This window comes from Actinomycetes bacterium, from assembly GCA_024222295.1.
In the GTDB taxonomy this organism is placed as follows: domain Bacteria; phylum Actinomycetota; class Acidimicrobiia; order Acidimicrobiales; family Microtrichaceae; genus JAAEPF01.
In genome coordinates, this window is the sequence record JAAEPF010000070.1 from 33,350 (window position 1) to 43,501 (window position 10,152).

A 10,152-nucleotide genomic window follows, 5' to 3' on the forward strand; every position below is an offset into this window, starting at 1 on the left:
GTCTACTACGACGCCATCACCGAAGCCGCGGAGGCGGCAGCCTAAACGCCCGCGACCCCGCGGGTCCATGCCCCCAGAAGGCGCTCATCCCCAACGTAGGGGGTGGGCGCCTTCGCCTTTGTGCCCTCGAGGTAGCCGTCGGCCTGCCCGCGCTCGTAGGCGAGCGTGTAGCTGTCGAAGCGACTCGCCGTTCGCGGCCCGGTCCAGTCGCAGCCGCTCGAGGGGTCGCCGTGACCGTCGTTCGCCGGCATGGACTTCACCCGACAGACCCGGACGCCGGGCTTGTCGGTGCCAAAGGTCTCCGCGCCGCACTTCGGGCAGTAGATCACCGGACCCTCCCAGAGGTCGCCTGCACCAGGGCTGCACGCGCCTGCTGCTTCGTCATCCAGATGCCGCTCTCGCGCCAGTGGATGAGCCGGAGGTTGCGCCACAGGCGACCCATGAACTGGGCGTCCTGCGCCTTGCGCCTCCGCTTGGAGGCCTTCTTCTGCTTCCGCGCCAGTGCGTGTCGGTTCCTTGCTGGGGCTGCCACGTCTACTCCTCTGCTGCTTGTTGGTCCCACGCCAGCATGATGACGTCGGAGGGCTCGGAGGCCACTGCGCGCACCACGTTCGCGGGGGTGAGTTGGTTGGGGTCCAGGTGACCGTCGGGGCCCCACTGCGACCAGCTGGCGCTCCGAATCGGCCACTCCTGCCAGGCTCGAGCGAAGTCCCCACAGACAGCCATCACGCCGTCAGGGTCGTCGAGACCAGCTCGCTCGAGGGCGAGTTGGAGCAGGGTCTGTCGTGGGCTCACGCCGAGCTCGATGGGGCCGAGTAGCTGAGCTACCCGACCCACGCTGTCGTCCCGGTCCCGTTGAGTGCGGAGCCACGCTGTGAAGGTCACGTGTGCTCCACACCGGCGATGCCGGCCTCGCTGGCGAAGTCCTGGTGGGGACGGAAGACGGTCACCGTGCTGCCGAAGTGGTCGCGCCATCGGCGCACGATCTCCCGCCCGAAGGGCGTGTGGCGGTCGACCTTCTCAGCGAGCTCGCGCCCGATCTCTGCGTTGGTCTCGCCAGAGGCGAAGGCCTCGAGGAGCCAGCGGAAGTGCACCCGCCCGTACCTCTCGATGAAGTTCTCGGCGAGCTTGTGGCGGTCGTACTCGGTGGGCATGCGGCTCCTCTACGGGGTGCGGCCGACCCACGCGCGACGCCGCCAGTCCCATGCGAGGAGCGGCGGCAGGCGTAGGTCGTGGGGGGTAAAGACGTGGATGGCGTGCTGGTGCCGGTCAGGATGACCAGCCTCGACCCCTGGGGGTGGGCTGTGGGACACCCGGCCCACCATCGTGATGCGGCAGTCGGTGTAGCCGTCGAGCGCGGCCACCTCGTAGTCGGCGTAGCCCGGCAGGTAGAGGCAGACGATGAGCTGCTCCTTCCTCGAGGCGGACACCGCCTTGTCGATCCAGCGACTCTTTCCCCCGCCGTACTTGGAGAAGGGAGGGTTCAGCCAGACCAGCGGGTGGAGCACCTTCCGGGCGTAGGGGCGCCAGTCCACTGCCAGCGCGTTGGTCTCAGCGCCGATGTAGTAGGGGGACCAGGCACGCAAAGGCTCGGCCGCGGCGTCCAGGTCGAAGGTGTCCGCTCGGAAGAGCTGGAGGGGCGCGGCGATGACGCCCTCGGGTGTTCCCCAGCGGTCACGCAGGTCGACCCCTGGGATGGCCCCCGCCGGCTGGGGGAGGAACGAGGTCTGCATCACGCCGGCCAGGGCAGGGGTCCGACAGCGTCGAACTCATCCCAGGCCAGGGAGAGCACATCGTCGGTCCCGTCGACCCTCGCCGACACGCCCCAACTGTGGACCTCGGTGACGATGGCGAGCCGGCCGGAGAAGGTCGCCCGAACCCCGACCTGGATGACCCAACCGACCTCGAGCATGACCTTGGCGACACCAGGATGGCGCCGCAACACGCGCACCACCGTGTCGTAGACGTCGCTGCCGGCCATGCGGACATGAGCGCAGTCGGAGACGGTTGCGCGGGTGCAGTTGTTGCGGGTGTCGAGGAGGTGGACCTCCTCCTCGAGCAACCGCCAGAAACTCGCGTCGCTCGCGTCGCGTTGACGCTGAAGTTCCTCGACGGCCATGGGGGCTACCTCCTGCTGATAGAGATACTTCTACGCAGTAGCCACGTCAACCTTTCAGTGTTGACACGACTACAGAACCTGAGTAATCCTCCCTGCAGGAGGTAGCGTTGAAGGGCTCAAGGTCCGATCTCGAGGTCAACACACAGGCGTGGCTCGACGCCCGCCGGTCACGGCTCGGCGCATCGCCGGGCGAGGTCTCCTGCGCTCTCCGCATCCCAGGCGGCTTCGGCTCACCGGACGAGCTGTGGGGCGAGAAGGTCCTCGGCCGTCGCCGGATGAACATCGACCCGATGATGGCGGCCATCGGCCACGCCGTCGAGGCCATCATCCCCGAGTTCGTCCACAAGCGCCTGGGGGACCTCGAGCGCGGCGGCTGGTGGACCGACAACGACACCTGCATCGCCTCGTCCATGGACTGGCGACAGGCAGCGCAGGAGCGCCGCCCCATCGAGTGCAAGTCAGCGTGGTGGGGGCTCGGCGGCAAGCACTACACCGACGACGAGTGCAACCCCGCCGTGACGCTGCAGGCCCTCCTGCAAGCTCGCCTCTGCGGAGCCCCCGCCGCCCACGTCGTCGCCATCGTTCTCGGCGGCTACGGCCCTGAGCTTCGGATCTACGACCTCGAGATGACCAGCGCCCGCGAACGCCTCATCGACAACGTCCGCGAGGCAGCAAACTCGTGGTGGGACAGGCACGTCGTGGCCCAACTCCCGCCGCCAGGCTCCCCGCCGGTCCTGTGGGCGGCCTCCGCCGGCCTCCGCGGCGAGACCGACTCTATCGACGCCACGGACGAGCACCGCGCGCTCGCCGAGGAGCTCGTCGCGCTCGCCGATCAGGTGAAGCCGTTGGTCGCGCGCGAGAAGTCCCTCCGCACCCGTCTCGCCGAGGCCGCCCAGGGGGTGGCCATCGAAGGCGAGGACTGGGCGTTCCGACCCGACACCCGATTCAAGTACCGGCTCTCTGGCCGGAAGAACCTGCGTCCTGGAGACCCAGATGAGTAGCACCGCCCTCGCCCGTCAGACCGAACAGTTCGAGGGCCTCATCGCCCAGAACTTCAAGAAGATCACGAGCGTCATCCCCAAGCACCTCACGCCCGAGCGGCTCGCCCGCATCGTCGTGATCGAGGGGACGAAGAACCCGCGCCTCCTGCAGTGCACCTCGGAGTCCGTGGTCCGGTCCGTCATGCTCGCCGCCCAGCTGGGGCTCGAGCCGGGCGGCGCCTTCGGCCACCTCTACCTCATCCCCTACGGCAAGGACTGCACTCCGCTCATCGGCTACAAGGGCCTGCTCGAGCTCGCCCGGCGAAGCGGACAGATCCGCCGTCTGGATGCGGTCTGCGTCTACGAAGGCGAGACCTTCGAGGTGAAGCGCGGCCTCTTCCCCAACCTGGAGCACGACCAGGACTTCAACATCGACCGGTCGGACCAGAAGATGATCGCCGCCTACGCGGTGGCGGTGCTCACCAGCGGCGACCCGGTCTTCGAGGTGCTCACCCGTGACGAGATCGAGAGCCGCCGGCGCCGGAGCCGGGCGGGCTCCTCGGGACCGTGGAAGACCGACTACGCGCGCATGGCCCGGAAGAGCGCCATCCGTGCCCTGCTCAACGGTGGGCTCGTGCCCCTCTCCGCTGAGATGGTGCAAGCCCTGGGTGAGGACGCGGACCACATCGAGACGGAGCCGCAGCAGGTGGTGACCATCTCCTCCGACGAAGCCTTCGAGGCCGCGGTCGAGCGAGAGCGTCTGGCCATCGATGTCGACGACGAGGCTCCCGAGCCCGCTGCCGAGACCCCGTGAGCTGGCGGCTACGGGCGTCCTGACGTGGTAGCCTGCCCTCCCACAGGAGGAGGGCAGCATGTTCGACAAGTTCCTCGAGGGCCTCGAGGTCCTCAACCCTGATGTCTGGGCCGAGCACATCGAGCAGGCCCTCTCGCAGGAGGGCATCGACGCCGAAGAGGTGGGCCGGGAGGCCGCCCAGAAGCTCGACGACGCCATCGACTTCACGCTGCTGCTGCCAGCCCCCGCCGGCCAGATCGTGGAGATGTTCGACGACAAGATCTTCGAGGCCATCATCGTCCGCGCGCTCGAGGACGTCGAGTCCCCCGAAGAGCGCGAAGCCGTCTTGAAGGGGCTCCGCGAGCGGCTCGCGGCCGGGAGCGAGAAGCGTCAGGAGCGCCGCCGGGCTCGCCGGAAGCCGCACAAGGTGAGCTCGATGACGCCGGGCCACACCGACTGATGGCGTGGATTCTCACTGGCGGGCGCATCCTCGACCCCCTCATCCGCAAGGGGTTGGAGGCGTGGTTGTCGGGCAGGCCGATCGGCGGCATCGGCCCGCTGGAAGAGGCCCTCTACTCCGACTACCTCGTGGGTGGCCTCAGTATCGGCAAGGGGTCCAGCGCTCCCACCCTGAAGACCTTCCGGAACGGCATCGAGATGAACGCTTTCGCCGGCACAGGGCCTACGGAGGAGGGCTTCTTCGCCATCCACGTCATGCACGACATCAAGGCGGGGACGACGCCGACGTTCCACGTCCACTGGTCCCACATCGTGGCTTCGCCGTCCGGCGACGTGAAGTGGCAAGTCGAACTGACCGCAGCCCAGGGCTACGAGTCGGAAGCGTTCCCCGCCACGTCCACGCTGAGTTCGACGCATACGGCAGGAACGCAGTACGCGCACCACATCACCGACGACGACGACATGGCGATGCCGGCAGGGCTCGCCTCCAGCATCGAGCCCGACATGTTCATCCTCGGCCGCATCTTCCGCGACTCCAGCGATGCAGCCGACACGTTCGCCAACGACGCATTCCTGATCGGTATCGACATGCACTACCAGAAGGGCCAGATCGGCACGACCGAGCGCAACCGCCCCTTCACCAGCGGCAGTTTCTGACATGGACCGCGCGCACCTCCCCCAGGCCCTGAAACTCTTCAACGCCCCAGCGGGCACGCTGACCGGCTTCAAGGCCGCGGCCGGCGAGCACGACCTCCTGGAGGAGGCCCACTTCGGTGGCGAGGTCTGGTTCCGCCTGCGCCACGGCTGGATCGCCGCAGTGTCCGGCGGTGTCTGGGCAACGAACCTGGGCCCGGCGTCCGCCCCTCTCTCCGGGGCCATCGCCCCCTCGCGCCTGTGGGCGGCTGCTGACCTCTTCAAGGGGTGGGGCTACGACCTGCACAGCCCGAGTTTCCCGAGGGCTCCCAAGGGGGTCTCAGGGCTCAAGACGAGCGGCCGGAAGAGCAACTGCTGTGCCTTCGTCGGCGCCGTGGTGCCCTACGCCTTCGAGGACGCGCTCGGGGACGACTTCGAGTGGGGCCTGGCCCGGCACAACGAGGTGATGATCACCGACGCGAGCCGGCTGTCCTCCCCCACCGAGGCCTTCGTCACCGCGGGCGTGGCCGAGAAGGTCAACGCAGACACCAGCCACGTCCCCGCCTGGTCGGTCGTGCAGCTGTGGCGGGACGCCTCCAGGGTGAAGGGCGGGCACACCATCATCGTGGTGGCGCACGACCAGGGCACCGACTCGGTGCTCACCCTGGAGTGCAACAAGGCCTACCGGCAGAGCGGCCCCGGCCACCGGGGCATCGGGAACTACGGCGTGAGCCTCGACTCGTGGCAGATCCAGCCCGACATCTGGACCTGGTCCCGCTTCAAGTCGGAGTACCCGGATCGGTCGGTGTGTGCGCTGGCGGTGGAGCGCTGACCACCATCGAGCAGCATGATGAAGGGGTCGGACAGCTCGCCGCCCTGGACCTCCGTCCAGATGGCTGTGCCGACCACACCCAAGGCCATGAGGGCGCGCACCCACTGCAAGAAGACGGTCTGGCCCTCGCGTTCGAGGACCTTGGCGACCTGCTCACGCAGGCTGCGGCTCGACCACTGCGAGGCCTTCCCGCATGCTGGCGCGTAGTCCTGCCCGGCCCCTGGACCTGGCCAACTCCGCCCGCCCTTCGTTCACCAACTGTTGGATGCGAGCGGCGCACGCCCTCAGCTCGTCGGTGTGGACCTTCACTTCGTCGACGATCGACTTTGCTTCCTGCTCAGCCACTGGGGACCTCCTTCTTCGCGAGTGTGTCCCCGATGAAGTAGAGCATGTCCGCCGCGCCGTCCCGCCCGACCACCAGCCACACCAGCAGGATGATGGTTGCCGTGAGGAACAGCCGCATCGTCCAGTTGTCGGACTGCATCCAGGCGGGGGCGTTGACCTTCTTCGCGACGGGGGCGATGACCCCGGAGATGAAGCCCTTGGGCTGGTTCTCAGCGAAGACGACGAAGCGCTCCTCGAGCCGCTCGAGCCGGTAGCTCTGGTCGAGGAACCGCTCGGAGAGCTTGTCACTGGACGTCGCCACCGCGAGCATCGCCCCTACACCCTGCTCTTGGATGTCGAAGACGCGCTCCATGAGCTGGCCGTTCACCGACTTCAGCTCCTCATCCCCTTCCGGGGGGTTCGATGTCTCGTGCGTCATCGCGGGTCGTCCAGATCAGCCAGGCCCCGCGGACGGTCGCTGCCGCCATCGGGAAGCACAGGAGCGTCAAGGTAGCCGGGTCCCTCTCCTCCAGCCACGGTGCAACCGCAATCGCTGCCGCAGCGATAGCCCACGCCAGCCCGACGAGGGCGAGGTCCACCCACACGGACTCCTCGGTCCTGAACCAGCTGTTCACCAGACCGGCCGCCAGGAGCGCCATCCCGAACGCTCCGATCGTCCACTCCGCTGCGAACAGGAGCGCCCACACTTCTCGATCCATCGCGTCCCCAGAGGGCGTTCCAGCCATCGGTGTTCCAGCCGGCGAACATCAGGGTTGCCCTGCAACGAGCGCCGCGAGCTTGGAGCCCTGGATGCCCGCTGCGGTGAGGTCAGCGCGGCACTGAAGCAGCTCCGTGTCCTGCCTGGCGTGGATGCCCGTGAGGGTGATGTCCACGGTCTTGTCCGACGCTGCGACGATGCTCACGGCCCAGATGACCAGCCCGCCGAGCCCCAGCACGCCGAACACAGCGATGCCCAGAGTCGCCGGCTGGGAGACCAGCTTCGTCAGGACCTTGATGAGTCCTTCCACCGCTCAGCCGTCCAGCCACTCGGCGAGAGCGGCAGGGATATCGCCATGCTTGCCGCTGACCTTGCCGTCGCTGCCGATGCGGCGCGTGCGGGTCTTGCCGTTGAGCAGTTTGATGCCGACGTACACGCCGTCGTCACCCTTGGCGCAACCGGCCTCCACGATCTCGGATACGTCGATCTCGGACGCGATGACCGCGGCGATGACAGCGCTTTCGCCGTCTTCGATGGTCCGGACGAGGTTGTCGCCAGGGATGATGCACCACATGGCTACTCCAGCACGTTCCAGACCTTGACCCAGAGCTTGAGCGCATTGACCGTAGTGTTTGCGTTGCCGCGCACGCCGATGACGACGCCCAGGTTGGCGGCGGTCATCCAGTCCGTCTGGTTGGTCGGGCTGTTGTTCATGGTCACGAGCACGTTGCCCTGCTTCGCAGAGGCCCAAGACCCGCCGGAGAAGGCGGTCTTGTAGTCGGCGGCGTCCGTCGAGTAGTAGAGCTCGACCGCCTCCCCCTTGTGGACGCGGAGGCCGAGCACGTGGGCGTGTGACGCGGGAGCCACGCCGCTGGTGTCGGCCAGCGAGGTCCCGCCCTGCCAGCGCACCAGTTCGATCTCGAAGGCGCTGCCGATGTAGCTGGACAGGATGCCAAAGCCGGAGCCGCCAGACTCAGCCATCGGGCTGTCGTTGGCCTCGACCCCGAACAGCACGCCCATCTTGGAGGTGCTCCAGGTGTCGTCCTTCACCAGGAGCTGTAGGTCGACGGTCTGCCTGACGTCGGTGAACTGCGACACGAGGTCGCTGATCAGCGCCCCGATGCCGCAGCGCTTGATCGTGCCCGTCCAGTTGATGGTCGTGGTGGTTCGGGGTGCCATCTGCAACCCGGTGCCGTTCACGATCTGGAAGTCGTCCGTGTTGTCGGGCGACACCATCCCGCCAGCGATCCACGTCTTGGAGTCGACGGTGACGTTCCCATCGCCCTGGGCGTGGATGTCGTAGTTCGCGTGAGTAGCGAAGTCCAGCTCGTACTCGTTGGACGTCCACGAGTCGCCGCCGCCGCCGGCAGCGGGCTCCTCCCCGATGTTGATCGTCATGCCGCGGGGCATGTCAGCGTCCCAGGTGCTCAGCCCAGTGCAGCCGAGCCGATTCGAGGGTGGCTGTGCCTGAGTCGAGGACCAGCCAGAGGTAGATCTGCCCGGCAGACGTCGCCAGCGCTGGGGTCCGATAGAACTGGTCGATGCCGATCGCCGCGCCCTTCTCGTCGGAGGTCTGGAGGGCGTGGAGCGTTGTGGCTGCGCTCTGGCCGCTCGCCGGCTCGTCGCCCGCCAGTTCCCAGGTCAGGTGGGCCTGGACGGTGGTCGGCGTGGCGGCCGAGGTGAAGTGCAGCTCGACGTGCGAGAGGTAGCCCGAGCTCGGCATCGCCTCCGAGTTGGCGTCCTGGTCCGAGTCGGCATGCAGCAGCACGACAGCCGTCGTGCTGAGGTCTGCCGTGATCGCGGAGTTGTTCACGTCGCTGACGACGAAGCCTACTCGTGCCATGGTGCCCTCCTAGTTCAGGGTCGAGGGGTCGATCAACCCACGACGCGGCTGATGGCCTGGCCGAAGACAACGACCGACTTCGCTGCGGTGGCGCCGGCCTCGACCCCGATCATCGGGGTGTGGTCGTCCGTGGTCAGTGCGGCGGTCTCGTAGATGAGGTCGTCGTTGATGTAGCACCTCGCTCGCTGGTCCGAGTCCACCTCGATCTTCAGGTGGTAGGCGGTCGAGACCGCGACCGTGACGGTGCTGTTGGTCGTGGTGTCGGTCCCACCGATCGACGAGATCACCTGCCAGACACCGCTGCCGACACCGTCCTCGTACCGGAAGAAGACCTGATCGGCGTCGGTGGCTACGACGTTGTCGTTGGTGAGCTTCAGCCCCGCCCAGATGATCACATCTGAGATGTTCGCCGCGGTCCCGATGCGAGCCTCCCAGGCGACCTCCTTGTCGGTTCCCCAGGTCACCTGCTCCCAGGGCGACTGGTTGCCGTCCTCGTGGGGGACCAGGATGGCCTGGTCCTCGTCGGCGCCAGCCGTGGTCAGGGTGATGCCGCCCTCAGCGTAGTAGGTACACAGCGCCGACGTCATGTTGGTGCCCTGCACCTCGAAGTCCGGGTCCGCGATCATGCGGATGGCTTCGATGGCGTTCAGGATGTCGGTGTTGATGCCCGGCTTGCCACGCTGGCCAGCGACCCACGACAGCTCGAAGCGGCTGGAAAGTCCGTTGCTGCCAATGACAGCCCCCTCGAAGGTGACGTCCTTCTCGAAGGTGGCGGAGTGGGAGAGCTTGTTGCCGCCCATCAGGGCCGGGATCTGCGACATGGGAGGTACTCCTCGTGGGGTGTTGCAGATGGTCTACCCCATGTCGGCAGGGCGGCCGTATGGTCACGGCGGGCAGGGTATGCTCGCCGCATGAACATCTACTTCGACCCAACCCTCGAGGATGAGCTCCGGCAAGAGGCGCGGGCAAGGGGCTCGAGCGTCTCGAGCGTCGTTCAAGAAGCCGTCCTACGAGGACTGCCTGACCTTCAGGGCACTGAGCCACACCGAGCCGCCGCGCCCACCCCCTGGCTGGTGCCGCTCGTCGTTCAGCATGACCCAGACGGCCGCACCGTCGTGCTCGACAGCGCGCACCAGCGAGTGGTGCTCATCCCAGACGCCTGCTGCGGCCCAGTTCGCTTCCTTCCCATCGGGTTGGCGTTCGTCGCCGTCGGGAACGTCATGACCGAAGTCGCGACGCGGGTTCACCCTCCACGTCTCCGCAGCCTCCACATCGGTGGGGAGCAGTACCTGCACGACGAGCTCCTCCACCATGGGGAGCCGCTCACCTTCTCCCGCGCCCCCATCTGCGACCGGGGGATGCAGATCCGCGCCATCCTCGAGTGGAACCACGCAGCCACCAGCACGACCATGATGCGGCTCGCCCTCGTCGTCGTCGATGCCCGCGACGCC

Annotated in this window: 20 protein-coding genes; 5 read left to right on the forward strand and 15 right to left on the reverse strand. The window is 67.4% G+C overall.

Going from position 1 to position 10,152, the window contains the following annotated elements:
* Positions 1–41: 41 nt before the first annotated feature.
* The 6 genes from GY812_16615 to GY812_16640 all read right to left on the reverse strand — a co-directional run bounded on the left by GY812_16615 (position 42) and on the right by GY812_16640 (position 2,119).
* Positions 42–251: a hypothetical protein gene (locus GY812_16615; protein ID MCP4437107.1), complete on the reverse strand. Its 210-nt coding sequence runs from the start codon at positions 249–251 to the stop codon at positions 42–44.
* Between the two features lie 74 nt (positions 252–325).
* Entirely contained in the window at positions 326–532 is a 207-nt protein-coding gene (locus tag GY812_16620) for a hypothetical protein (protein MCP4437108.1), read from the reverse strand.
* 2 nt (positions 533–534) lie between these two features.
* The gene (locus GY812_16625) at positions 535–795 is read right to left on the reverse strand and encodes a hypothetical protein (GenBank protein MCP4437109.1); all 261 of its coding nucleotides are present in this window, start codon (positions 793–795) and stop codon (positions 535–537) included.
* A gap of 86 nt (positions 796–881) precedes the next feature.
* On the reverse strand, positions 882–1,154 hold the full coding sequence (locus GY812_16630; GenBank protein MCP4437110.1) for a hypothetical protein: 273 nt from the start codon (positions 1,152–1,154) through the stop codon (positions 882–884).
* A gap of 9 nt (positions 1,155–1,163) precedes the next feature.
* A complete protein-coding gene (locus GY812_16635) occupies positions 1,164–1,736 on the reverse strand; it encodes a hypothetical protein (protein ID MCP4437111.1) in 573 nt (190 codons plus the stop codon).
* A complete protein-coding gene (locus GY812_16640; GenBank protein MCP4437112.1) occupies positions 1,733–2,119 on the reverse strand; it encodes a hypothetical protein in 387 nt (128 codons plus the stop codon). Before GY812_16640 ends, GY812_16635 begins: the two co-directional genes overlap by 4 nt.
* Positions 2,120–2,226: 107 nt before the next feature.
* Here GY812_16640 and GY812_16645 point away from each other — a divergent pair, with 107 nt between their 5' ends.
* Genes GY812_16645 through GY812_16665 form a run of 5 tightly spaced genes read left to right on the forward strand, consistent with a single transcriptional unit; the run spans position 2,227 to position 5,816 of the window.
* Positions 2,227–3,120, forward strand: coding sequence for a hypothetical protein (locus GY812_16645; protein ID MCP4437113.1), 894 nt, complete (start codon positions 2,227–2,229; stop codon positions 3,118–3,120).
* A complete protein-coding gene (locus GY812_16650; protein ID MCP4437114.1) occupies positions 3,113–3,913 on the forward strand; it encodes a hypothetical protein in 801 nt (266 codons plus the stop codon). Before GY812_16645 ends, GY812_16650 begins: the two co-directional genes overlap by 8 nt.
* A 58-nt stretch (positions 3,914–3,971) precedes the next feature.
* Positions 3,972–4,352, forward strand: a complete 381-nt coding sequence (locus GY812_16655) for a hypothetical protein (protein ID MCP4437115.1) — start codon at positions 3,972–3,974, stop codon at positions 4,350–4,352.
* Positions 4,352–5,008 carry a hypothetical protein gene (locus GY812_16660; GenBank protein MCP4437116.1) on the forward strand — a complete coding sequence of 219 codons (657 nt, stop codon included), beginning with the start codon at positions 4,352–4,354 and terminating at the stop codon, positions 5,006–5,008. The genes GY812_16655 and GY812_16660 overlap by 1 nt, the downstream gene beginning before the upstream one ends.
* A gap of 1 nt (position 5,009) precedes the next feature.
* On the forward strand, positions 5,010–5,816 hold the full coding sequence (locus GY812_16665; GenBank protein ID MCP4437117.1) for a hypothetical protein: 807 nt from the start codon (positions 5,010–5,012) through the stop codon (positions 5,814–5,816).
* A gap of 153 nt (positions 5,817–5,969) precedes the next feature.
* On the opposite strand, the gene GY812_16670 is transcribed toward GY812_16665, so the two are convergent.
* From GY812_16670 to GY812_16710, 9 genes are all read right to left on the reverse strand, one after another.
* The gene (locus GY812_16670) at positions 5,970–6,161 is read right to left on the reverse strand and encodes a hypothetical protein (protein ID MCP4437118.1); all 192 of its coding nucleotides are present in this window, start codon (positions 6,159–6,161) and stop codon (positions 5,970–5,972) included.
* Positions 6,154–6,528: a hypothetical protein gene (locus tag GY812_16675; GenBank protein MCP4437119.1), complete on the reverse strand. Its 375-nt coding sequence runs from the start codon at positions 6,526–6,528 to the stop codon at positions 6,154–6,156. The genes GY812_16670 and GY812_16675 overlap by 8 nt, the downstream gene beginning before the upstream one ends.
* 13 nt (positions 6,529–6,541) lie before the next feature.
* Entirely contained in the window at positions 6,542–6,859 is a 318-nt protein-coding gene (locus GY812_16680; protein MCP4437120.1) for a hypothetical protein, read from the reverse strand.
* Positions 6,860–6,907: 48 nt separating this feature from the next.
* On the reverse strand, positions 6,908–7,168 hold the full coding sequence (locus GY812_16685) for a hypothetical protein (protein MCP4437121.1): 261 nt from the start codon (positions 7,166–7,168) through the stop codon (positions 6,908–6,910).
* Positions 7,169–7,171: 3 nt separating this feature from the next.
* A complete protein-coding gene (locus GY812_16690; GenBank protein ID MCP4437122.1) occupies positions 7,172–7,432 on the reverse strand; it encodes a hypothetical protein in 261 nt (86 codons plus the stop codon).
* A gap of 2 nt (positions 7,433–7,434) precedes the next feature.
* Complete coding sequence (locus GY812_16695; protein MCP4437123.1) at positions 7,435–8,256, reverse strand: hypothetical protein; 822 nt, start codon at positions 8,254–8,256, stop codon at positions 7,435–7,437.
* Between the two features lie 13 nt (positions 8,257–8,269).
* Complete coding sequence (locus GY812_16700) at positions 8,270–8,701, reverse strand: hypothetical protein (protein ID MCP4437124.1); 432 nt, start codon at positions 8,699–8,701, stop codon at positions 8,270–8,272.
* Between the two features lie 32 nt (positions 8,702–8,733).
* A complete protein-coding gene (locus GY812_16705; GenBank protein ID MCP4437125.1) occupies positions 8,734–9,522 on the reverse strand; it encodes a hypothetical protein in 789 nt (262 codons plus the stop codon).
* A gap of 186 nt (positions 9,523–9,708) precedes the next feature.
* Positions 9,709–10,092 carry a hypothetical protein gene (locus GY812_16710; protein MCP4437126.1) on the reverse strand — a complete coding sequence of 128 codons (384 nt, stop codon included), beginning with the start codon at positions 10,090–10,092 and terminating at the stop codon, positions 9,709–9,711.
* Between the last annotated feature and the right edge of the window lie 60 nt (positions 10,093–10,152).